Source organism: Paenibacillus sp. FSL H3-0333 (assembly GCF_038002805.1).
Taxonomy (GTDB): Bacteria; Bacillota; Bacilli; order Paenibacillales; family Paenibacillaceae; genus Paenibacillus_AQ; species Paenibacillus_AQ silagei.
The window spans coordinates 6070558-6092003 of sequence record NZ_JBBODG010000001.1; the positions used below are offsets into that span (position 1 = coordinate 6070558).

Genomic DNA, 21446 nt, shown 5'->3' on the forward strand with positions numbered 1-21446 from the left:
CTATTCAAGCTCTTCATAGCTGAACCAGCCGTAATCCGCAACCTTGCTGCTCTGTGCTCCGCCCGCACTGGCATACATTCCGATATAGGCCCCTGTAAAACCTCCGGCCCAATCCGTGCTCAGCACCCGGCCGTCAGCCTTTTCATGCAGTGCGGTCCAGGTGTCTGATCCTGAAGCTCTATAATAAAAGCTGTAATCCTGCCCCCTGGCTTCTACCTTAAGCTGTACGGTATCCAGCGGATAAGGCGCAGAGGCCAGCAATTGCTCAGCTCCTCTGCTGCGCACGGTCAGCTTCAGCAGCTGCCTGCCATCCTCCAGCGCCCGTTCATAGCGGAAGTGGTTATCCGCATTCTGGATCAGGGCCAGTCCGGCGCTCTCGCCTGCGGCCTCCGGCTGGAAGCGCATCTCCGCTGCGGCTCTGAAGCTGAGATGCTGCTGCCGTCTTCCGATATAAGCCGGATTGCCGGTCTCTGCAAGCACCTCCGGCTTCAGCCGCAGCCGCAGATGTCCCGGATGCTCGCTGAGGCTCCAGAATTCACCGCGCGGCGTGCGCAGGAAGTTCCAGACGGGGCTAAGCTCCCCGTCAGCAAAATCATCACGCACCGGCAGCAGCGGCCACTGCGTCACCGGCAAATCCGGTGCTGGCCCCGCAAGCTCAAGTACGCCCTTGCCGGGATTGACTACCGGCCATTCGTCCTCCCATTTGACTGGAGTCAGGAAGGTCTCCCGGCCCAGGTTGCGGTAATATCCCCCGCAGGTCCGGGAGGCCAGACAGAGCATCCACCAATCCCCGTGCTGCGTCTCCACAAGCTCCCCGTGACCCGTATTCACGATGGGGTACTCTCTGCCGAGATGGCGGTGGGTCAGGATCGGGTTGGCCCGGTGTCCCTCATAAGGCCCCGTCACGTTCCGGCTTCTGGCAACCGTCACCGCATGGGTATGTCCGGTGCCGCCCTCGGCGATCAGCAGATAATACCATCCTCCTATGGAATACAGATGCGGCCCTTCCTGGGCATGCGCTGTCTTCAGCGCACCTTGCCAGAGACTGTGCTTCGGGCCGGTAAGCTTGCCCTGCGCCAGATCAATCTCCTGCAGCCAGATGTCCATATGCTTAGGATAATCCTGGCCCCCGGGAGGCACCCGGTTACCGGTGTAGTAGACCTTGCCGTCCTTATCGAAGAACAGGGAGGGATCAATGCCGGGCGCATCCTCCAGCCAGACCGGATCTGACCAGTCTCCCGCCGGATCAGCTGTGGTTACATAGAAATTATGCGGCTGCTTGTGATTATCAACAAATGTCGTGATCATATAAAAGAGACCTTGATGGTACCGGAGAGTCGGTGCCCAAATCCCCCTCGACGGGAGAATTCCGTCCAGATTGAGCTGGGACGGACGGTCCAGCACATGGCCCAGCTGGCGCCAGTGGACAAGGTCCCTGCTGTAAAAGACCGGAACCCCGGGGTAGAATTCAAAGCTTGAAGTAACCAGATAATAGTCCTCTCCTACACGGATGGCCGAAGGATCGGGGTAGAAGCCCGGCAGCACCGGATTACGGAATGTTCTCAAATTCGGAAGTCCTCCTTCATACGGGCAATAGGTACGAATACTCAATCAACGATATGTAAGCATAACCCATTATAGTTCGTATAAGTTTAATTTTCTTGCGCTTTCTATGTTCTTTTTCCTGTTTTTTATACTTTCTTGTCCTGCAAACAGAAACAGCGACAGCAGAGGACGGATAACATCCCTTACTGTCGCTGCACTCTGGAAGTGTAGAATTCACTCTCGTAGTAGCCCGCTGAAATGAGTGAATCAGATTATTTTAATCAAGCGTCTTAGCATACTCTCTTAATTGTTCAGGCTCACTTGTGTGATAGACCATTTGTTCATGATCAAAAATCACAATTACGGGCCTTTTCGCTTCCAGGCCCAGTACCTCCAGCCACTTCAGCTTCTTCTCCTCTGTATGCACAGTCACATGCGGGATATGCTCCACGAGCGCAGGCTCGGAATTATGTACCTCATTTACTTCATTATCCCAATCCCGTGAATTGGAGAATATATGCATGTGAAGTACGTTCTCTTCCTTGGACACCAGCTGATCAATGACATCTGCTTTCGAAGGGCCGCAGCCAGCAATCAATAAGAATACTGAGACCAGCAAAAACAGTCTATGCCAATGATTAAGCATGTTATCGCCTCCTTCCTAAGCTATCTATATACCCATTTATTAACACATGGAATGGGACCCCTACTTCCTCACATAGAGCGAATAGGTCTCTGGAGCGGCAAAATTTAATTTCTGCGCTAATCGGATAGAGGCAATATTGTGAAGGTCACAGTCCCATCTTGGCGTGATCTGACGTTCTAAGCTCTCCAGGATAAAAGCTTCGGCAACACACCCCGCCACGCCCCTTCCCCTATACAAAGGATTCGTCACTATATCAATTTCAGCGTACTGTTCGGACGAGAATATAGAGACACATTCCCCAGCAAATACATCGTGTTCCGTAACAAAGAAACCGAAGCCCTTGTCCGCAAAACGCTCCACCGATCCCCAGTATTTCCGGATGTACGCTGCATCGAACTCTCTATTCACCTCAAGCGATTCCTTATTTGTCCTGTTCAGCCGGAAGCCATCCGGTATACCCGCTCTTTGCGATTGCATGAAACGGTGCTCATTGAATGTAAAAGAATACCTCGGCATCCGCTGCAGCTTCGCCCCGAATAGCTCTTTAATTCTTCTATCCCATCGTTCAGAGGATGAAAATAACGTAAACCTCTGATTAAGCATCTCTCTATGCTTGAATTCGTGCAGCAGCCTGGATGCAAAATCATCATTTGTCTCATCGCCCATCACTGCATAAATGCCTGAAGAGGTGCCAATCAGAGCCGAAGACTTATCGGTAATGATATCTCCATCGATGTAATGATCCAATACCGAATACGCAAATGTGGGATAAGTGTTATCTTGATCAGCATCCATTATCATTCTTGCGGCGGTGGCAGAAGCTTCGTTCTCGATCATTTCAAAACGTTCCTTTCTAGAGAAAACAGTATGGTTTACAACAAATTAGATAAACAGCTAATTACATGATAATATAATTCATTGATCCATACAATTGTTATTCATTACACACGGTGTAGCTTACGGTACCGGGATGGCGTTAATCCCAGCTTCGCCGTGAACACCCGGCTCAGGTAGAAGCCGTTCTCGTAACCGCACTGCTGGGCGATCCCTTCAATGGGCAACCTTGAATCCTCCAAGAGCTGGCAGGCCCGTCTGAGCCGGAGTCCGGTCACAAAGTCAGAAGGGGCCATCCCATAGGCTGTACGGAAACGCCGCGTTAATTGTACCGGTGTAATATCAAGGGTAGCGGCCAGCTCCTGCAGGGTCATAGGTGTACAGGCATGCTCCAGCAGCCATTGCTTAGCCTGTTGCATCAGCGAGCCCGGGCTTGTCTCTCCAGAGCGCAGCTCCTCAGATGCACTGCTGCGCTCGATTTCAAGCAGCCTCCACAGATCCTCCAGCATATGCTTCATCCGGCTATATCCCGGCTCCTCCTGAATCCCTCTTCCGATACTCCGCATATAGCGGTAGGTAGACATCAAGCGCTCCACATCCCTGACAGTCCATCTGCCTCCAAGCGTTGCGGCGTCCTCCGGTCCCCCCACTTCCTCCCATTCGAATTGTATGAAATGAAAGGTCAACGGACTAAGCGTTCTCCGGTAAAAGGTTGTCCCCGGCGGACATACAATGATATCCCCGGACCCGCCTTCCCCTTCGTGGTCTCCGAAGCGGTAAGCGAATTGTCCCTGCTCCACCGCAAATAAGGTCCACACGGGGTAGGTGTCGTGCTCCAGCAGGAACTGTTTTTTCTGCTCCCAATACAGATAGACTGCCGGACGAACCGACCAATTCATACGCATGTCTGACGCTCCTTAGATGCATTATTCAATGAAATAAAGTGTACAAATCAAGAAATTATATGCATGTCATTTGATTATTGATTATTCTATCATGAAACTACGGATATATTAACACACACCAAAGGAGAGGTTCAACAATGCGTAGTGAAACGGTCAACACGGATGTAACTGTGGTAGGCGGCGGACTGGCAGGGGTATGCGCGGCGATTGCGGCAGCCCGTCTGGGCAAGCGTGTGGCGCTGATTAATAACCGTCCGGTGCTCGGCGGTAACTCCAGCAGTGAGGTGCGGGTATGGGTATGCGGTGCAACCTCACACGGCATTCACCGGTATGCCCGTGAAACGGGGATTATGGGCGAGCTGTTTGTGGAGAACCAGTACCGCAACAAAGACGGCAATCCGTATCTCTGGGATATGGTTGTGCTTGAAGCGGTTAAGGCCGAGCCGAACATTCAGCTGTTTCTGAACACCGATGTTCATGAGGTCGATGCGTACGAAGATGGCAACGGCCAGCGGAGCATCCGCTCCGTGACCGGGTGGATGATGGGGTCGGAGCGGAGAATCACTTTTGAAAGCGCGGTCTTTCTGGACTGTACGGGAGACGGCCTGGTAGGCTTCCTGGCAGGGGCAGAGTACCGGCTGGGCCGTGAAGCACGCGAAGAATATAATGAGGAATGGGCACCGCTAATCGCAGATGATATTACGCTCGGCAGCACACTGCTCTTCTATACCAAGGACGCAGGTCATCCGGTCAAATATATCGCTCCAGCCATGGCAAAGGATATTACACAAACCTCTATTGCCGAGCGCCGCATCATCCGCAGCGGCGACAACGGCTGCGCCTACTGGTGGATCGAATTCGGCGGCGAGCAGGACACTGTTCATGACAATGAGGCCATCCGCGACGAGCTGTGGTCTGTGATCTACGGGATCTGGGACTATATTAAGAACTCCGGCAAATTCGACGCTGACAACATGACGCTGGAATGGGTCGGCTTGACTCCGGGCAAGCGGGAGTACCGCCGGTTCATTGGCGATTATGTCCTGAATCAGAACGATATCCTGGCCCAGCGCGAATTCCCGGACCGTGTGGCGTTCGGCGGCTGGTCCATTGACCTGCATCCGCCGCAGGGAGTGTACGCTACAGAGTCAGGCTCGAAGCATATGTATTCGGACGGCAGCTATCACATCCCGTTCCGTTCGCTGTATTCGGTGAACGTCAGCAATCTGCTGATGGCCGGCCGCGACATCAGCGCCTCGCATGTCGCGTTCGGCACGACTCGCGTCATGGCTACCTGCGCGGTCATCGGCGAAGCCGCCGGTATCGGCGCGGCACTCTGCGCCGCCAAGAGAATATCGCCGCGCGAACTGCATGCGGACCACCTGAACGAGCTGCAGCAGACGATGCTGCGCCAGGATGCTTCCGTCCTCGGGATACGCAACGAGGATGATGCCGATCTGTCGCTGAAGGCTGGGCTCAGCGCTTCCAGCGAGCGGACCCGGTTCGGCGTGGAGCAATCCGCGTTCAGCGTCCCGCTCACAGCGAACATCGGCATCACCGTTGCGGCCGATCCGGGGCTGGACGGAATTGAGTTGCTGATCGATGCGGCCGAAGCCGCAGAGCTGACGGTCGAGCTATGGGAGACCGGACGGCCCGAGAATTATATTCCCCATACACTGATTCAGTCCGCGTCAGCTCCCGTTCAGGCCGGAGCCGCCCAGTGGGTGAAGCTCCCGGTTCAGTGGAAGCCGGAGTCACCGCGCAACGCGTTCCTGATCTTGAAGGCCAATCCTGCACTGTCGCTGCATATGGCGGATGAGCCAGCTTCGGGTATGCTCGCCTACGGGCATAATGAGACCCCCGCAGCCTCGCAGGATTTCGGCGAGAATCCGCCTGCACAGCCCGTAGTGCAGTGGGACAAAAAGAAATTCGATCACAAAGCCCCGTGCCTCCGCCTGTCTGCCCCTACGAGCGCATTCGCCGCAGACAAAGCGGTGGACGGATACCTCCGTCCATATGGAGGCCCGCACTTGTGGTCCTCTGACCGGATGAACTCCGGCCAGCCGGAGTGGCTAGAGCTGGCCTGGAACGAGCCGGTAACTCTGCGCGAGGTTCACGTTACCTTCAATGACGATGTCAACGAGGATCTGATCAACCTGCATCATCATATTACGCCTTACGAAATCCTGCCAACACTCGTTAAGGAGTATCGTATTGAAGCTTACCTGGACGGCAAATGGACCTCAGTTGCCGGGGAACGTGACAACCACAAGCGCAAGCGGGTACACACGCTGAACGAAGCTGTGACAACTGGCCGCCTGCGCGTTGTGATTGAGTCGACTAACGGAAGCCAGTATGCGGAGATTATTGAGGTGCGGGTATATGGTTAAGGGAGCGGACTAAATTTAACACATTGAAATTTGAAGCGGAAGGCTACAGCATTTAAAATGTAGACTTCGGTAGTACAGCTAAAATAAGTATGGATAGCAAACATGGTCAGTTAAGAATATCCCGATCAATGCCGGAACAGCGGTAGGAACCCATACGGTATATGTTACTTTTGTGAAGTCAGATTCCACCACAGTTGCAAATTTAATTTTGTTCCAGTTCAAATGGGATGGAAACTGTTTGATGTATGTTGAGCGGGGCCTGACTGCGGTCAGGCCCTTTTGACGCTGAAGGAGCTATTGCTCCGTCCACTGCTCAAAGAGGTTGTACAATTCATCAAGGCGTTCCTCGTCTTCGGCCGCGAACATTAGCAGATGGCCACCGTTGTTGTTCATAATCATAATCAATTCACCCGGCCGGCCAAAAAAACGTACGCCCGTGTACAAATCTGAATTTGCTTGGCGGGATGGAAAGTTCTGCTCAATTCGCTCCGCAACAACCTCATCGATATCCCAATATTCTTCGCTGCTATACTCCATCGCCAGCACTGCCTGCAAATGGGCCATGGCCAGCAAAAATTCCTTAACAGACGAACGCAGGCGCTCCCATTCGGCTCCGCTGCGCACATAGACGGGAGGATTATCAAGCTTCATATCCGCTGCACGGATTCCCCACACGCAGGCTTCTTGATTTTCGGTATAAAAAATGCAGTAATCTTCTTCCATATAACGCGGAAATTTGTGAGGCGGAACCAGAAAATCCTGAGTTGCGTTCAATGCAGAGTGGGCCCCAAGCTCCGTATAATACGCCCGCAACACCTGAGGAATATGCCCGTAGCGTTCCAGCCACGGGGTTAACGATTCATGATCGAATCCGCACGGTTCCGTAATGTGGAACAGGTCTCGAATCGCTGTAAAGTCAGTCATTACTTCTCTCTCCCCGTTCGTCGATTTCCAAGTGTTAATTAACGTAATCTTAACATAATTTATTGTGAAAAAAAGCCTAATCCTCTGGCGTAAATGCTCAAGGATCAGGCTTTCTGCTGTTTAATTTAACGCTTCATACAAAGCGATAAGAGCCAAGGACTGTCCGTAGGCCATAGGCCGGAGGGCAATGTTCTTGTAATGCTCCTTATCCATCCCCATACCGGTTCCGGCCGACACATTCAGCACCGTGCCGTCTGCGCTAATATTCTGACATACCGCCTGAATGGCCTTGTCTGCCGCAGCCTGATAGGAGGCATCCAGAATACCGGCCTTGATGCCTTTGATCATCCCTGCGGCAATTGCGGCTGACCCCGATACCTCTTCATAGCTGGATGGGTCCTGCAGGACGGTATGCCACAGACCGGAAGCGGCCTGGAGGGATACCAGAGCATTAACCTGAGCAATATACGTATCCATCAGATACTGCCGGAACCCCGGGCTAATCGACTCCTGGCAAGCTTCCAGGTAATCGACAATACCATACGTGAACCAGGAATTGCCGCGGCACCAGAAGATACTGCCGAAATTATCATTACGTTCGAAGCTCCAGCCGTGGAAGAACAAGCCGGTATGTTTGTCGAACAAATACTTGATATGGAGCAGAATCTGGTGTTCAGCCTCATGCACCCACTCCGGGCGGTTGAACTTGCGCCCCGCCTGGTTCAGGAACAGCACCGCCATAAAGAGTGTATCAATCCATAACTGTCCGTTGTGCAGGTGAATGCCGTCCCGGTTGCCAATCGCAGTGACCGTATGCTGGAAACCTCCTTCTTTGGTCTTGGGCAGCTCATGAATGAGCCAATCCGCATGCTCCCGGCAGAGCTTTTCCAGTTCGCCGGAAGGCTCAAGCTGATCCAGGAGCAGCACCAGAGGCAAATAAGGAGCGGTTGTATTAATGTTTTTGGAAGGCAATCCCGCCTCCAGGTTACGGGAAACCCAATTCCGGAAAAATTCCATATAGCGTGTATCGCCGTAATAGTTCTGCAGCTTGTAAAGACCGTACAGACCTACGCCCTGAGGCCAATCCCATTCTTCAATGCCGAAATCCCGTTGCACAATCCCTACTCTGGTATCGGCCTGAACCACAGTTTTATCCTTTTCATAGTCGCTGCCGCCCAGATTCATAAGCCTGTCTACGACCAGCCCGATCTTCTCAAGCAATATTTCATTTGTCATCGATTATCAGCTCCTTATTATTCCTTAGGTCCGCTTAAATGGTCCGCAGATGCCACTGATCATTAATTTCTTTAATTAACGCCAGATCGCATTTGGGTGTCCGGTCATAGGCTACCAGGCCGTTAATCTCCTGTTCCACATCCGTTAACTGTGTATAACAATATCCATAAATAATCTTGGACGCGTATACCGCCTTCATGATTCTTCCGTATTCCTGAACAAGATCCTCTGCAGATTGTGCACTGGTATATCCCCAGCCGTCGTCAGCGCCAGCTTTATAGCTAATACCACCGAATTCAGTTAACAAGATGGGCTCGCCCCGGTGCTCATAACCGTCTGCATACACACTGCGGGCTGAAGGATTGGATGCAAGCATCGTATCCTTTGTGGATAGAATCCTTTTAAATTCCTCATACTTATCGGGCTCATCTGCACTGCCATGCTGATAATTGTGTACCGCACAAATGTCCGTCAGCGTCATTTCCCATCCGTCATTCGATATGACTAACCGGGTATTATCCAAGGAATGAATCAGACTATACATGGCTACGCTGTGATACTGCTGCTGCTTATCCGATTTCACCAGCGGAATGCCCCAGCTCTCGTTAAGCGGGACCCAGGCCACAATCGAGGGATGATTGAAGTCACGGTCAATAATCTCAATCCATTCTTTGGTTAACCGGGCTACAGCATCATTATTGTAAGAGGCGTTCGCCGCACATTCTCCCCATACCAGGAACCCTATCCGGTCAGCCCAGTATAAAAACCGGGGGTCCTCGACCTTCTGATGCTTACGGCAACCGTTGAACCCTAGTTCTTTGGCTAATTCAATATCTGTCTTCAGGTGTTCATCCGTTGGCGCTGTAAGCAGTCCTTCCTGCCAATACCCTTGGTCCAGTACAAGCTTTTGATAATAAGGTTTGTTATTCAGATAGACCATACCGTTCTCTGTATGAACCTTCCGCATGCCGAAATACGACTCTATCGAGTCCACCTCAACCCCGTGATCGTACAGCTTCATTTCCACATCGAACAAATTAGGAGCTTCCGGGCTCCATGTCCAGCCGGCGCGGTGAAAGTTTGTGCGGAATATTTTCAGACCAAACAGATCTACTATTCTGCTTGTTATAGGCTGTAATAATCGTACCCGGTCCTGAATAACAAGCTCTCCGCCAAAAGAAATACGAATATCCAAATCTAATTCTTCTGATCCATGTCCCTCCGATTTAACCTCTATCCCAACACTCCCTTGATCCAAATCCGGCGTAAATTTCACCTGCTGAATATGCACAGGGTTGACCGCCTCCAGCCACACGGTCTGCCAAATCCCTGTTGTGCGGGTGTACCAGATGCTTTCCGGCTTCTCTAACCAGAACTGTTTGCCCCGGGGGATCGTCTCGTCTGTTGAAGGGTCCTCCACATGAACTGTTACCTGTTCCTCCTGTCCGGTCAAGGCATGTGTAATATCAAACGAAAATGAAGTGTGTCCACCCTCATGCATCCCGATATATTGACCATTCACATACACCCAAGCCCGATAATCTACCGCTCCAAAATGTAATATCACCCGCTTCTGATACCAGTCCGAATTGAGGGTGAAATTGCGCTTATACCAAACATAGTCATGAAAAGTGGTATCGTGTATTCCGCTGGCAGGGGTCTGAAACGCAAAGGGAACTTCAATGGTCTGACTGAAGCTCTCACCTGGATCAAACCATCGCTGCGTTGCTCCCTCATTGCTGTCATCAAATTCAAATTGCCAGGTTCCATTTAAGTTAAGCCATGCGTCTCTGACGAACTGCGGACGCGGATATTCCATCCTGTGTGTCATCTAGCTTCAGCTCCTATCTTAGTAGTCCACAACAATAAAAGTTAACTTCTTTGTGGTTATCGCAATAAATCTCCCCCGCAAGCAAGCAAATACTATCATGATGAAAGCGTTCTTTCAAGGCTATATCAGCGTTATTCCTGATTTTCAACTTTGTGGTATACTAAATAAAATCAGCGCTTAACCAGATCGTTTATTGTAAACCAAAAAGTTAACAATTGGAGGTCCATATGTTCTTAGAACTCGATGATCATGGTATTTCTGTTCTGAAGGCACTGGCATCTGACACCAGAGCTTCGATTCTCAGACTATTGTTACATACACCGCTTACGGTCAGTGAACTCGCCACAAAGCTTAACTTAAGCAAAGCGATCGTCTCACGCCATATCCGGTTACTGGAGGACGCCAAGATCATCAAGCTCCAGGACAACTTAGAGAGTACCGATAACAGAAAGAAGAGTTTTGTGCTTGCCGTTGATCATATTGCCCTCAACTTACCCCAAAAGCTCCATCTTCCTTTTAAAGTCATTACGAATGAAATCAAGCTGGGATACTATTCTAACTTTTCAGTCACCCCTACCTGTGGATTAGCCAGCCAGACTAAAGTAATCGGAAAGTTAGATGATCAACGGACCTTCGTCTCCAATGACCGGATCGATGCTTCTTTAGTTTGGTTTGCGGAAGGCTTCGTTGAATATATGATTCCGAATGATTTTAACCGAAATTTTACTGCAGAATTATTAGAGTTATCCTTGGAGCTATCTTCAGAGTTTCCTGGGTCCAACAATAATTGGCCAAGTGATATCGCCTTTTATATCAACGATGTTTTTTTAGGCACCTGGACGGCTCCGGGTAATTTTTCAGATGTGCGCGGGAAATTAACACCAAACTGGTGGGATAACGAACTAAGCCAGTATGGACTTTTGAAGCATTTAAGAGTCACCAAGAAGGATACTGGAATAGACGGTCAGAAAATATCATCAGTCACACTCGCCCATCTAAAGATCGAAGACTCCCCCTTCATTAAGCTGAGGATTGGGATTGATGAGAATTCTACAAACAAAGGGGGACTTACCATATTTGGAGAGCACTTTGGAAATTATCCGCAGAATATGCTGCTTAAAATATTCTACACGGAAGCGGAATAAGGAAGATTTAAGCTGGGCTTGAACCGCCAAGATGCTTACGCCAAAAAGCTCTCCATGAACGATGCAGGATCGTTTTGGAGAGCTTTTTTATGGATCATATTCTGGTACAATAAAAGGACAAGCCTAATTGGAGGTGCCAGCCATGCAATGGGAAGAGGTTCGTAAGATTTATCCCGATCAATACGTCAAGCTGCAAATCCTTGCGTCACATACCGAAGGCAACACTAAGTTTGTGGATGAAGTCGCACTGATCCGTGCCATTCAGGACCCGAAAGAGGCGACGAAAGAATTGCTTCAATCTAAGGATGGCGTGATTGTGTCGCACACTGGAAACGAGGAGTTGAAGGTTGAAATTCGTGCCTTTAGAAGACCTAGAGCCGCTCGAATGACTAGGACACTTACAGACAAACAAAAGAAACAAATGACCTCGGTCATATTCAAAGATGAAGGTGTTCTCTCCCAACTTCAACAAGCTCAAAAGGATCGTAGAGATGGAATATCCACTTACAGTGATAGTGAAGAGGAGTTTGCACAATTAGTGAACAAGACCCAAAACGATTAAATAGCCTAATCCCTTAGCGTATTCGCTGTGGTTAGGCTATTTTTTTGTACAATGACTCTTCTATCCCCTCATGCAATGCTCATGCCCATCATACTCCCTCCCCTCCCCCCATATACATAGGAAGAACGGTTTACAAGCTGGAAGGAGAGATGGATGCATGCCCGGTGATGATGAGATAAAAGCGCTGGAACGGGCGATTGCCGAGATTACGGAGATTGCTACCGGCTTCGGCCTCGATTTTTATCCGATGCGTTATGAGATATGTCCTGCGGATATCATTTATACTTTTGGTGCCTACGGGATGCCCACCCGGTTCGGACACTGGAGCTTCGGCAAGACGTTTCACAAGATGAAGTCACAATACGATTTCGGCCTGAGCAAAATTTATGAGCTAGTCATTAACTCCAACCCGTGCTACGCCTTCCTGCTCGACGGCAACTCCCTGGTCCAGAATAAGCTTATCGTCGCGCATGTGCTGGCGCACTGCGATTTCTTCAAGAACAATATGCGCTTCTCCATGTCCAACCGGGATATGGTCGAGAGCATGGCAGCCACTGCCGACCGGATCAATGATTATTCAGTCACCTACGGCACTGATACGGTGGAGGGCTTCATAGATTCGGTACTGGCGATCCAAGAGCATATCGATCCCAGCCTGATCCAGCCGCGCAAGCTGGGCAAGACCCATCTGCTCGAAGCCAAGATGAAGGAGCGCAAGGACTCCCCTCCCGGCGGGCCTGGACCGGCTAATGCTTACAGTGAGCTGTGGGATCTGGAAAAGAGTGATGACGTCCCGCCAGTGCCGGAAACCGCTGGCAAACGCACCTTCCCCCCGGAGCCGGAAAAGGACATCGTCTGGTTCATCCAGCAGTATTCCACCGCCCTGGAGGACTGGCAGCGCGATATTATGACTATGCTGCATGATGAAATGCTTTATTTCTGGCCGCAGATGGAGACCAAGATCATGAATGAGGGCTGGGCCTCCTACTGGCATCAGCGGATTATGCGCGAGCTGGACCTGACTGCCGAAGAGACGGTCGAATACGCCAAGCTGAATTCATCGGTGGTGCAGCCCTCCCGCCAGAGCCTGAACCCGTATTACCTAGGCCTGAAGATTTTCGAGGACATTGAGAAGCGCTGGGACCGGGACAAAATGTTCGAGGTGCGCGAGCTGGATTCCGACCTCTCCTTCATCCGCAGCTATCTGTCGAAGGAGCTGGTGAACGACCTGGACCTCTATGTATTCGAGAAAAAGGGACCTGAATGGAAAATCACCGATAAAGCGTGGGAGAATGTACGCGACCAGTTGGTGCTGGCCCGGGTGAACGGCGGCTCCCCGTACCTCGTCATCCAGGATGCCGATTATGAGCGGAACGGCGAACTGCTGATTGCCCACCGCTATGAGAGCATCGAGCTGGATCTGAAATATCTGGAGCGCACGCTCCCGCATATCTACGCCCTCTGGGGCCGCACCGTGCATCTCCAGACTGTTGTCGAAGACAAAAAAGCCCTTTTTACCTATGACGGTAAGAAGGTGCAGCGGAAGTTTATGTAGGTAATATGTATATGCTCGTCTAATAGGCCGCAGGCGGATTGCGAAATGCAATTCAACTGCGGCTTATTTGAAAATATAAGACGGCGAATCCGTTTCTACTTGTAGTATTAGACTTCCAAGTCAAACAGCTTGCCAAGCGGTATCTGAAAATCTCTAAACACATTCGACCGCACGCTATCCTGCTCCGAATATAAGTCCCGTACCTGATATACGCCATACAGAAGCGTATATACATGAACCGTACGATTGCCGGGATCGACGATCCAATATTCCTGTACGCCGTACTTCTGGTACAGATTGAACTTCTCATTAAAGTCCTTGAGTGCCGTTGACGGAGATAACACTTCGATAATCAGATTAGGTGCGCCGTGGCAGCCGTTCTTGGAAATCTGATTCTTCGAACAGACTACAGACAGAGTGGAGTGTAACTGAATTAAAACATGAATGGCTGCGAATACTCAGTGCCCCCGTATCTTTAGATGGCTCCAATTCGTTTATATAATAAAGAGTACTAATTCATATAATAGGAGAGAAGAAAAGATGAAAATTTCGAATGGAGTAGAAATGCTGGAATTGCAGGTTGAAGTATTCGGCAGTCGTCAAGAATTGAATCCTACCCTGATTTGGGACGATGAAGCTGCTGTTTTAATTGATACCGGCACACCCGGTCAATTCGAGCAAATACGTGCAGCCATGAACGAGTGTGGAGTCTCTATGGATAAGTTGAAAGCAATTATATTAACTCATCAAGATATTGACCACATCGGCAGTCTTCCTGAAATCCTGCAGGAATCTGATGGAGATATTAAAGTATACGCTCATGAGCTGGATAAACCATATATTGAAGGCCAATTGCCCCTTATGAAAGTGAATCTCGATAGTATGGCTTGGCAATTAGAATCCCTTCCGGAAGACGAACGTTTAAAAGTAGTAGCCTACTTGTTAGAGAACTCTCCTAAGGCCAAAGTTGACAGAACCTTAGCTGACAGACAAGAGCTTCCGTATTGCGGGGGAATTCAAGTTATCTATACACCTGGGCATACGCCTGGACATATTAGTCTTTATTTGAAACAAAGCAAAACCCTTGTTGTTGGTGATGCAATGTTCAGTGTGGAAGGCATCTTGAGGGGACCCCACCCGCATTCCACACCGGATATGAACACAGCTTTCCGTTCCCTAGAAAAATATTTAGACTTCGACATTACATCGGTTATTTGTTATCACGGAGGATTATGTAAGGGTAACGTTAATGACCAGCTCCAAGAGCTTGTCAGAAAAGCGTAAACGGCTTAAACAAATACTAAAGAAATGTCGAAAAGTATGACAAGCGTGTTGCCCAGAAAATAATAAATCCCCGCTTCCCATCGCCCCCATATCCCCTGCTGCAAAAAATACTTAAATATAAATTATCCCAATTTTGTTTTAATAGTATCTGTATGGGTTAAATATCTCCTGTGATTTATAATGGGTAATTCTGGATGGTCTATAATTACCCTCATACAGAAACCAGACGGGAGAGGACGTAAGTGAAAGTGAAACAAATGGCAATACTGCTGCTCATCATGTGTGTGATTCTGACAGGCTGCATGGGGGGCAGCAAAGAAGGAAGTCCAGCACCTTCGTCCAGCCCGGCCGCCACGGCAACTGCCGAGACGAAGAACACTTCGGGGAACCCTCCGCCGGAGGCTTCACAGACCGTGTACGATCTGAAGCAGAAGTATGATTCAGATGAAGCAGATCAAAGTCCGGGCATCATGCCTATGTATAATGTGGAGCAGGATATGGAATTCATCTTCAGATTCAATACCGATCTTGGCTCAGAAGCCATTGGCAAGACGTTATCCGTACATACCGATATCGAGGCGCTGCCGGAGAGCAAGGTCGCAACCCTTGAGGATTCACAGCTTGTTGACGGCAAAAGCGTATACTCCATCAAGCCGCTCGGCTTCGGCGTCCTTCCCTCCGATTCCCTGCGCGCTACCGGAGCCAGCTCCTGGGGAAACGCGCCTGTCTACTACATCCGGCTCAACTATGACCTGGATGCCAAGTCGCCTACTCTGCTGAAGCAGCCAGTGATCATTCCGTTCACGGTGAAATCGGATCTGCCCACGCCGACGCTGCAAGCCGACATCAGTCCTGACGGAAGACTGACTCTGGTGTGGAATGAAGTTCCGGGCGCGGAGAGCTACAATATTTACAGCGCCTCCCATATTACAATGGAGAATATCAATGAGCCGCTCAGCGGCGCCGAGCAGGGCTATGCGGATCAGCGTCCGCTGCTGATTGCAACCGTGAAGGGCACTTCGTATAACGATTTCATGAAGGACGGACGCGGTGCGCTCGGTGTAGTAGATGAGATGATTACGAGCGTACAGAATAACAATGTCCAGGGGGAATATTACGTCACTGCCGTTCAGGGGGACAAAGAATCCCGGTTCAGCCGTTCGGCAGATACCGTAGCGTTATCCAAACGTCTGCCGCGCACTGTGGCTCCTGAGGATAACATCAACCTGAAATTGTACAAGAATGCCAAAGAGCTGCCCAAGACCGTTCCGGTCCAGTTCATTGACGGCTCCAAAGCCTCAGTAACAGTGATGTACGACACCGGAGCTGTGACTCTTAAGGCTTCCGGCCCAACCGATGTCCCGTACACGCTTCAAGGTACTGCGCTCAAGGGATATGTTCAGGTTACGCAATTGACGGAAGCGGATATTACCAGTCTTGCAGCCGCCCAGAGCAACAAGGCGAATCCCGGGTATGTGGAACCGCAGAATGACACGGATTATGTGCCTGCACCGGATGTACCGACCATCATTGACAACAACGATAACGGGAACGCCAGTGAACCTGGAGATAATGTCATCGACCAGCAAAAAGAAAATACCAAGAGCAAGGTAGAGGAAGGCAACAAGCAGGCGGTTCCGGGCACCACGATCCGGGCAGATCTGATTCATGCAGACTCTGCGCTAGAGGAGTATCTCGCGTTGACCCTGATGAACGGCGACACCGAAATCTCGCTGCAAGCCTTCCCGGAGGCGCAGAATGCCCGTACCCTGGTGGATGTAATTGAGAAGGTAGTCTACCAGAACCCGCTCATTCTCGGCTTCCGCGGCTATGGCTACGATTATGAGAAGCTGACGCTGAATGTGAAGTACGATGATTCTGCCGAGATCATCCGCTCCAAGCAGAAGGAGATCCTTGCCGAGGCAGATAAAGTAATCGCTGGTGTGATCAAGGAAGGCATGAGCGCGGATGAGAAGCAGATGGCGATCTACGATTATCTGAATGATAACACCGCCTATGACGATGCTGCACTGGAGAATGCCATGGAGCAGGAGTTCAAGACAGTAGATGCGAAGTATAACGATTCTTTCAATACCTATGGCATTCTGGTTAAAAAAGTCGGCGTATGCATGAGCTATGCCCATACCTTCCAGCTGCTCTCTGATCTCGTCCAGGTCCCTTCGATGGTCGTCACAGGAACCATGAGCGGCGTGAATCACGCCTGGAACAAGGTGAAGATCGGCGACGAATGGGTCAACGTTGACCCGACCAATAACGCCACCAATACCGGACTTCCTTATCTGCTCTATAACTCCAATGACGCTACAGCCTCCGATGTAGAGTATGTGATGGACAAGGCCTACTGGCTGGACCATGAGCTGCCTCAGTTCAAGGCCACCAGCAATGCCTACGATTATTACGTGACGCAAGGACTGGAAGTAGATTCCCTGGAAGCCTACAAGACCAAGCTGGCCGAACAGCTGAAGAAAGGCGAGACGCTGGTAGTTCTGCGCGTTCTGGGCAATACCGACAGCTCGGAGCTCATGCAGAAAACCGCCGAGGTCATCAAGCAATACGATGCCGCCAAGCTGGATAGTGCAGGCATGGTTGAGCTGGGAAGCTACGTTGCGGTTCAATTGGACGCTGCAGCCGGGCAATAATAAACGGACAAAAGGCAAGCCCCGCAGCAGGGGCTTGCCTTTTCTTACATTCTAAATTGCCGGCGACCCTCTGTCTATTCCTCTTCATACGGATAATAGACATCGCTCAGATTACCTGCCTGGTAGTAAGGGTACTCCAGTCTTTTTTGCACCAGACGTGCAGTGTCTGTATCCACTAAGCACTCAATCAGGTACAGGCCGAGGTCGATTGAGGACGTCACACCGCCTCCGGTGAAGGTGTCGCCGTCCCGGACGGCCCGGGCCTTAATGACTTCCCCGCAGTAAGGGGCAAGCAGATCGTAGGCCGATGAGTTCGTGGTCGCTTTTTTCCCCTCTAAGAATCCTGCCGCACCTAACAACAATGCACCTGTGCAGACCGAGACCTTATAGCGTGCGCCTTCTGCCGTCCGTATCCAGCTTATGAAGTCCTCATCGTAGCGGAGCGTCCGGGTCACATGGCCGCCCGGGAGGAACACCAGATCGAATGTCCCCAGATCAGGCAGTATCTCATTAGCCTTGATAGTCAACCCCCGGTCATCGCTCACCTCCGCCTTGTTAGCGCAGAAGGTCCAGGATACGTTCTCCTTCGCCTTCAGGATCGCCACCCAGCTCACCGCTTCATAGAACCCCACAAAATCCATGCTGGTCATGCCGTCAAACAGAACAAATGCCATTCTCATGTACCGTCACCCATCCTCTCTGAACAGAAGATTAAGTACTCATTGCCAGAAATACTGCATCTTCTTATACCCCACATCCCATACTTTCAATTCGCCCTTAATCGTGATCTTCAGCTCTTGCCCTGGCTCAACCGGCATCTCGTATACCACAGGGTACTGTTCAGGATTAGTACGCTGAAAATCTCCAGTATAATTCAAGAATTCCTGGCCATCCCGGGTAATACTGATCTCACCGGAATAATCCGTTGGTTCGGGGTTTCCGAAAGTGAAGCAGAAAGTCGTCTGTCCCTCAGACTTGTACGTGAATGTTCTGGAATCTCCGCCTTCAGCGCCATACAGGTTAGAGCGGAGCGGTATCTTCTGTCCGTTGATTTGAATGCTGTCCGGTTTGTCTGCGGATGAATTGCCCGAGGTGTCCGTCCATTCCGTGATCGCTGTGAACGGCCCCTCTACTTTAGTTATTATTTTGTTTACCGTTGCGCCTAGTCCCCATAAAGCTATAAAAAGGACCAACCCCGCTATAGTCGTTGCCGCCAGATTGCGCCCGAGGCTCCGGTAACGGAAGCCAAGCTTGTACGCCCCGAAACCAAGGGCTGCACCAACCGAATTCTGAAGAGCATCATTGATATCGAAGCTGCCCAGGAAGGTAAGGGCCTGGAGCGTTTCAAGCACAAGAATCGCGATGAAGAACAAGGTGATGAACCGGACGAAGCTGACCCGGTACAACCATGGAATCAATATACCGAAAGGAACAAACGCAAGCGTGTTCCCGAAACCCACCAAATCCATCAGGGTGGGAGGAAAAAGATCAGACGGAGTCGGCATCAAAATGAAGTTTTCAGGCATGAAAATAAAGGTGTAAACGGTATGATCCGAAGCCTCTCCTCTGCCGAAAGCAAAGAACATAAAATAAAGCACAAGCAGCGTGTACAATACGGTTACTGTTAGTAGAATCTTGCGTTGTTTGACCATGGTTAGCTCCTTCATACTATTTTTCCACATATTACTATAACCTATTTAACGGTTTCATGAAACCCGCGCTCACGCACCGGAACATAAATCTCCATCACCGAATCCACCCGGGCGTGACAGCGCTCGTCGTAGAACTCAAAGTTCAGCTTGTCCTCGTCGTGCACATAGCCGCTTCCCGGGAACCAGTCCTCGAAGATATATCTCCAGGTACTCTTGACCACCTCGGCAAAAGTCTCCGCTCCCGCCTCATCGGTAGCGTCTACCGGTGGTGTCGTAAATACCGCATACTGCGCCGCAGGCACAACAGCCGTAAGCATGTCAGGAGTGGCCTTACTGAAGTCCTCCACTATAACCCCCAGCAGATACACAGCATTACCGCCAGCGTCTGACGGTATACATAAGCCGACCTCCCCGTGCTTCGGCGGATTCAGCTTTGCGTACATCTGATCCTCCAGATTATCGCCCTCATAGTTATACCAGAAAGAAGCGACATCCTGCGTAGCATTCCCCGCCTCCACATTCGTCTCAATCCCGTAACCCGCTACGTTAAAAGCAGGCCGCTCCACCCTTACTGGCTCTGCCATATACGCCTTAATCTCATACTCCAACCTGTCCCGGAGATACCCGCTCATCCGCGCCGCATACTGGGAGGGACTGTAGCCGTAGGTCTTGCGGAAGGCTTTGGCGAAGCCCCCGGGGGTCTCGAAGCCATATTCCAGCGCAATCTCCGTAATTCTCCGCCCGTTGAACAATTCAACGGCAGCCCGCGACAATCTCCGGGTGCGCACATATTCCATGACCGGCATATCCTGAGACTGGCTGAACATCCGGCAAAAATGAAACAGCGAATAACCCGCATACGCCGCAATCTGCTCCGCTGTCAGCGGGTCCATGAGATGCTCCTCAATATAATCAATACTCCGCCCGATCTCTCTGCTGTAATTCAGTGACTCCACCGGCCTTTCAGTATACATAGGTGCATACATTATAGCAGATGGCGGCCTCCGGGACTGATCCAGTCTTGCTATATAATCAGCTTTTCAGACAATCTTGTCAAATATAGCGGCTGCGAACAGGCGGGCTTTCTCAACATCCAGCTCATCGGGATGCCCTTTTTTATCCAGATTGAAGCCCAGCGGGCTGAACTCCCCGGGACAATGGAACTCACCGATCACGTTACTGCCCTTGGCCGCCAGTTTGGCCTCAACCAGCGCCTGATTCTTGAATTCTCCAGAGCCGGATGTGCAGAAAATAAAGACATTTTTGTCCCGGAGCGGCATTCTCTTGATGAATTTGAACATCCTGCGGTGAATTTTGGAGGCGTAAATGCCTGAACCGAGGCCAATCAGGTCATATACGGACAGCATCTCAGGCTTTACGTCCTCCACTTTGGCCAAATCTGCCCCTAACACTTCAGCCATAGCGGCTGCAATCTTCTGTGTGTTCATGCTGCGGCCGGATCGGTAAATAACGATAATCTTCATAATGGCGCCTCAATTCGTTATATTTAAAATATGAATGAACTTAATTAAATTCATTCATTTCAAGCCAAAATAAAATGCCCAGGATATCCACTGAACATTTAATACTGTATTCTGCCGCCAGCAAAGCGATGCCGGAGACCTTTGTCAATGCTGTGTATCCGTCAAGCCTTTCATTATAAATTCGACCAAATAGTCCAGGATCTGCGGGAAATAGCTAACCCCGATCTCTTCCTTGTGAATGTCGATATACGGCACGGAGTTGAACAAGGCGAGAATCATCCCGTCCTCCAGATCTGTTCTGATTTTCCCCTTGGTCTTCCAGTGCCGGATTAATTCCAGTGTGCCGCTGTTCATCATTTCATGAATACCCTCTATTCCGCCATGCTCATAGAATTCCTTCTCCAGCTTGCTGAAAAGAGCTTTGTTGTACCATTCCTTCAGGATTGGATTCGTATTGATCCCGCTGTAATTAAGCGCCATGATTTCTTTGAGCACTTTGGCAGGCTCGTCGTCCAGATTGACCGAAGATTGCAGGATACTCCGTTTCAGCTTCTCGTTCTCCTGCAGATAAATATCGATGAACAGCTTCTCTTTCGAAGCGTAATAATTATAGAACGTGCCTACGGCATATCCGCACATTTTGGTGATGTCGGAAATATTGGTGTCCTTGAAGCCCTTGGAGCTGAACAGCTCTTTGCCGCATCTGAAAATCTCAGCCTTCTTATCTTCCATCCGTAAGCCCTCCGCGCCTGAGTGAATAATATATAATTCATTCATAATGTAGCATAGCCTT

Annotated in this window: 19 protein-coding genes; 6 read left to right on the forward strand and 13 right to left on the reverse strand. The window is 50.3% G+C overall.

Features of this window, described 5'->3' with window-relative positions:
• From MHH78_RS26825 to MHH78_RS26840, 4 genes are all read right to left on the reverse strand, one after another.
• A complete protein-coding gene (locus MHH78_RS26825; protein WP_341169405.1) occupies positions 1–1566 on the reverse strand; it encodes a glycoside hydrolase family 43 protein in 1566 nt (521 codons plus the stop codon).
• A 256-nt stretch (positions 1567–1822) separates the two neighbouring features.
• The gene (locus MHH78_RS26830; RefSeq protein ID WP_341169406.1) at positions 1823–2191 is read right to left on the reverse strand and encodes a hypothetical protein; all 369 of its coding nucleotides are present in this window, start codon (positions 2189–2191) and stop codon (positions 1823–1825) included.
• 60 nt (positions 2192–2251) lie between these two features.
• The gene (locus MHH78_RS26835) at positions 2252–3028 is read right to left on the reverse strand and encodes a GNAT family N-acetyltransferase (protein ID WP_341169407.1); all 777 of its coding nucleotides are present in this window, start codon (positions 3026–3028) and stop codon (positions 2252–2254) included.
• A gap of 104 nt (positions 3029–3132) precedes the next feature.
• Positions 3133–3930, reverse strand: a complete 798-nt coding sequence (locus tag MHH78_RS26840) for an AraC family transcriptional regulator (protein ID WP_341169408.1) — start codon at positions 3928–3930, stop codon at positions 3133–3135.
• A 137-nt stretch (positions 3931–4067) separates the two neighbouring features.
• On the opposite strand from MHH78_RS26840, the gene MHH78_RS26845 reads away from it, so the two are divergent.
• Complete coding sequence (locus MHH78_RS26845; protein WP_341169409.1) at positions 4068–6320, forward strand: FAD-dependent oxidoreductase; 2253 nt, start codon at positions 4068–4070, stop codon at positions 6318–6320.
• Positions 6321–6614: 294 nt separating this feature from the next.
• Here the strand turns inward: MHH78_RS26845 and MHH78_RS26850 are convergent, their stop codons facing one another.
• The 3 genes from MHH78_RS26850 to MHH78_RS26860 form a co-directional block, all read right to left on the reverse strand.
• Entirely contained in the window at positions 6615–7244 is a 630-nt protein-coding gene (locus MHH78_RS26850) for a hypothetical protein (protein ID WP_341169410.1), read from the reverse strand.
• 120 nt (positions 7245–7364) lie between these two features.
• On the reverse strand, positions 7365–8480 hold the full coding sequence (locus MHH78_RS26855; protein ID WP_341169411.1) for a glycoside hydrolase family 88/105 protein: 1116 nt from the start codon (positions 8478–8480) through the stop codon (positions 7365–7367).
• A gap of 34 nt (positions 8481–8514) precedes the next feature.
• A complete protein-coding gene (locus tag MHH78_RS26860; protein ID WP_341169412.1) occupies positions 8515–10311 on the reverse strand; it encodes a glycoside hydrolase family 2 protein in 1797 nt (598 codons plus the stop codon).
• A gap of 227 nt (positions 10312–10538) precedes the next feature.
• On the opposite strand from MHH78_RS26860, the gene MHH78_RS26865 reads away from it, so the two are divergent.
• The 3 genes from MHH78_RS26865 (at position 10539) to MHH78_RS26875 (ending at position 13573) form a co-directional block, all read left to right on the forward strand.
• A complete protein-coding gene (locus MHH78_RS26865; RefSeq protein WP_341169413.1) occupies positions 10539–11456 on the forward strand; it encodes an ArsR/SmtB family transcription factor in 918 nt (305 codons plus the stop codon).
• Positions 11457–11598: 142 nt separating this feature from the next.
• Positions 11599–12018 carry a hypothetical protein gene (locus MHH78_RS26870; RefSeq protein ID WP_341169414.1) on the forward strand — a complete coding sequence of 140 codons (420 nt, stop codon included), beginning with the start codon at positions 11599–11601 and terminating at the stop codon, positions 12016–12018.
• 157 nt (positions 12019–12175) lie between these two features.
• On the forward strand, positions 12176–13573 hold the full coding sequence (locus tag MHH78_RS26875; RefSeq protein ID WP_341169415.1) for a SpoVR family protein: 1398 nt from the start codon (positions 12176–12178) through the stop codon (positions 13571–13573).
• A 107-nt stretch (positions 13574–13680) separates the two neighbouring features.
• On the opposite strand, the gene MHH78_RS26880 is transcribed toward MHH78_RS26875, so the two are convergent.
• The gene (locus MHH78_RS26880; protein WP_341170386.1) at positions 13681–14019 is read right to left on the reverse strand and encodes a Uma2 family endonuclease; all 339 of its coding nucleotides are present in this window, start codon (positions 14017–14019) and stop codon (positions 13681–13683) included.
• A gap of 94 nt (positions 14020–14113) precedes the next feature.
• Here MHH78_RS26880 and MHH78_RS26885 point away from each other — a divergent pair, with 94 nt between their 5' ends.
• Complete coding sequence (locus tag MHH78_RS26885; protein WP_341169416.1) at positions 14114–14857, forward strand: MBL fold metallo-hydrolase; 744 nt, start codon at positions 14114–14116, stop codon at positions 14855–14857.
• A 242-nt stretch (positions 14858–15099) separates the two neighbouring features.
• The gene (locus tag MHH78_RS26890) at positions 15100–17517 is read left to right on the forward strand and encodes a transglutaminase domain-containing protein (protein WP_341169417.1); all 2418 of its coding nucleotides are present in this window, start codon (positions 15100–15102) and stop codon (positions 17515–17517) included.
• Between the two features lie 74 nt (positions 17518–17591).
• Here the strand turns inward: MHH78_RS26890 and MHH78_RS26895 are convergent, their stop codons facing one another.
• The 5 genes from MHH78_RS26895 to MHH78_RS26915 all read right to left on the reverse strand — a co-directional run bounded on the left by MHH78_RS26895 (position 17592) and on the right by MHH78_RS26915 (position 21385).
• The gene (locus MHH78_RS26895; RefSeq protein WP_341169418.1) at positions 17592–18197 is read right to left on the reverse strand and encodes a DJ-1/PfpI family protein; all 606 of its coding nucleotides are present in this window, start codon (positions 18195–18197) and stop codon (positions 17592–17594) included.
• 39 nt (positions 18198–18236) lie between these two features.
• Positions 18237–19169 carry a VanZ family protein gene (locus MHH78_RS26900; protein WP_341169419.1) on the reverse strand — a complete coding sequence of 311 codons (933 nt, stop codon included), beginning with the start codon at positions 19167–19169 and terminating at the stop codon, positions 18237–18239.
• Positions 19170–19210: 41 nt separating this feature from the next.
• Entirely contained in the window at positions 19211–20143 is a 933-nt protein-coding gene (locus tag MHH78_RS26905) for an AraC family transcriptional regulator (RefSeq protein WP_341169420.1), read from the reverse strand.
• A 66-nt stretch (positions 20144–20209) separates the two neighbouring features.
• Positions 20210–20653, reverse strand: coding sequence for a flavodoxin domain-containing protein (locus MHH78_RS26910; protein WP_341169421.1), 444 nt, complete (start codon positions 20651–20653; stop codon positions 20210–20212).
• A 144-nt stretch (positions 20654–20797) separates the two neighbouring features.
• A complete protein-coding gene (locus MHH78_RS26915; protein WP_341169422.1) occupies positions 20798–21385 on the reverse strand; it encodes a TetR/AcrR family transcriptional regulator in 588 nt (195 codons plus the stop codon).
• Between the last annotated feature and the right edge of the window lie 61 nt (positions 21386–21446).

Bases quoted from the DNA above. Each gene is read 5' to 3' on its own strand.
- MHH78_RS26830 (WP_341169406.1), bottom strand. From the start codon at position 2,191: ATGCTTAATCATTGGCATAGACTGTTTTTGCTGGTCTCAGTATTCTTA.
- MHH78_RS26835 (WP_341169407.1), bottom strand. From the start codon at position 3,028: ATGATCGAGAACGAAGCTTCTGCCACCGCCGCAAGAATGATAATGGAT.
- MHH78_RS26840 (WP_341169408.1), bottom strand. From the start codon at position 3,930: ATGCGTATGAATTGGTCGGTTCGTCCGGCAGTCTATCTGTATTGGGAG.
- MHH78_RS26845 (WP_341169409.1), top strand. From the start codon at position 4,068: ATGCGTAGTGAAACGGTCAACACGGATGTAACTGTGGTAGGCGGCGGA.
- MHH78_RS26850 (WP_341169410.1), bottom strand. From the start codon at position 7,244: ATGACTGACTTTACAGCGATTCGAGACCTGTTCCACATTACGGAACCG.
- MHH78_RS26855 (WP_341169411.1), bottom strand. From the start codon at position 8,480: ATGACAAATGAAATATTGCTTGAGAAGATCGGGCTGGTCGTAGACAGG.
- MHH78_RS26860 (WP_341169412.1), bottom strand. From the start codon at position 10,311: ATGACACACAGGATGGAATATCCGCGTCCGCAGTTCGTCAGAGACGCA.
- MHH78_RS26865 (WP_341169413.1), top strand. From the start codon at position 10,539: ATGTTCTTAGAACTCGATGATCATGGTATTTCTGTTCTGAAGGCACTG.
- MHH78_RS26870 (WP_341169414.1), top strand. From the start codon at position 11,599: ATGCAATGGGAAGAGGTTCGTAAGATTTATCCCGATCAATACGTCAAG.
- MHH78_RS26875 (WP_341169415.1), top strand. From the start codon at position 12,176: ATGCCCGGTGATGATGAGATAAAAGCGCTGGAACGGGCGATTGCCGAG.
- MHH78_RS26885 (WP_341169416.1), top strand. From the start codon at position 14,114: ATGAAAATTTCGAATGGAGTAGAAATGCTGGAATTGCAGGTTGAAGTA.
- MHH78_RS26895 (WP_341169418.1), bottom strand. From the start codon at position 18,197: ATGAGAATGGCATTTGTTCTGTTTGACGGCATGACCAGCATGGATTTT.
- MHH78_RS26900 (WP_341169419.1), bottom strand. From the start codon at position 19,169: ATGGTCAAACAACGCAAGATTCTACTAACAGTAACCGTATTGTACACG.
- MHH78_RS26905 (WP_341169420.1), bottom strand. From the start codon at position 20,143: ATGTATACTGAAAGGCCGGTGGAGTCACTGAATTACAGCAGAGAGATC.
- MHH78_RS26910 (WP_341169421.1), bottom strand. From the start codon at position 20,653: ATGAAGATTATCGTTATTTACCGATCCGGCCGCAGCATGAACACACAG.
- MHH78_RS26915 (WP_341169422.1), bottom strand. From the start codon at position 21,385: ATGGAAGATAAGAAGGCTGAGATTTTCAGATGCGGCAAAGAGCTGTTC.